1 protein-coding gene is annotated in these 1216 nt (G+C 66.7%); it reads right to left on the bottom strand.

Going from position 1 to position 1216, the window contains the following annotated elements:
- On the bottom strand, window positions 1-889 hold an 889-nt coding region (gene pdxS / locus LQV45_RS33845), incomplete at its 3' end, for a pyridoxal 5'-phosphate synthase lyase subunit PdxS (protein ID WP_290370406.1).
- Window positions 890-1216: the final 327 nt, after the last annotated feature.

Below are 1216 nucleotides of genomic sequence, written 5' to 3'. Positions count from 1 at the left end.
TCTCGTCGACGTTGATGCCGACCATGGCCTCGCCCAGGCCGCGGGAGGCCTTTGCGATCTCGTCCGGGTCGTCGTAGAACGTGGTGGCCTTCACGACGGCGGCGGCCCGCTGGGCCGGGTTGCCGGACTTGAAGATGCCGGAGCCGACAAACACGCCGTCGGCGCCGAGCTGCATCATCATCGCGGCGTCGGCCGGGGTGGCGATGCCGCCGGCGGTGAACAGCACCACCGGGAGCTTGCCGGTCGCGGCAATTTCCTTGACCAGTTCGTATGGGGCCTGCAACTCCTTGGCCGCGACGTAGAGCTCGTCCTCGGCCATGCCGGCGAGCTTCTTGATCTCGGCACGGATCTGGCGCATGTGCGTGGTGGCGTTGGAGACGTCCCCGGTGCCGGCCTCGCCCTTGGACCGGATCATCGCCGCGCCCTCGTTGATCCGGCGCAGGGCCTCGCCCAGGTTGGTCGCACCGCAGACGAACGGAACGGTGAAGTTCCACTTGTCGATGTGGTTGGTGTAGTCCGCCGGGGTCAGGACCTCGGACTCGTCAATGTAGTCCACGCCGAGGGACTGCAGCACCTGCGCCTCGACGAAGTGCCCGATCCGGGCCTTGGCCATAACGGGCACGGACACGGCCGCAATGATCTTGTCGATCATGTCGGGATCGGACATGCGGGACACGCCGCCCTGGGCGCGGATATCGGCCGGAACGCGTTCCAGCGCCATCACGGCCACGGCACCGGCGTCTTCGGCGATGCGGGCCTGCTCGGCGTTGACGACGTCCATGATGACGCCGCCCTTGAGCATCTCAGCCATGCCGCGCTTGACGCGGCTGCTGCCCGTGACGTTCTTCGCGGACGCGCCGGCTTCGCTGCTTACATCAGGTGTAGACACAAAAACCCCTATGGGTAGATAGATGACCTCGCCGGGGCGCGGACGGCACGTTCATGCCGTGTCTCGCACACACCGGATTACCGGATCCATTGGCCGGTAAAGCTAATACTATCCCCCGGCCGGGGCGCGGCAGAATTCGGGTTACAGCAGTCGAATCTCGCGCGGGGACAGGGATTCGGCGCGGCCGCCGGGGTGCCGCCTGGCGCTGTCAGGCGGGACGTTCCGTGGCGGTACCTTCGGGTTCCGCCAGCGACTGGCGGTGCACTGTCACGATGCGCTGGATCACCGTCACCAGGCTCGCTGTAGCGAGAAGGCACAGCGTCACGA

The sequence above is a fragment of the Microbacterium sp. Bi128 genome (assembly GCF_918698205.1).
The sequence above is the reverse complement of the archived record's forward strand: the minus strand, read 5'-3'. Positions and strand labels throughout refer to the sequence as shown.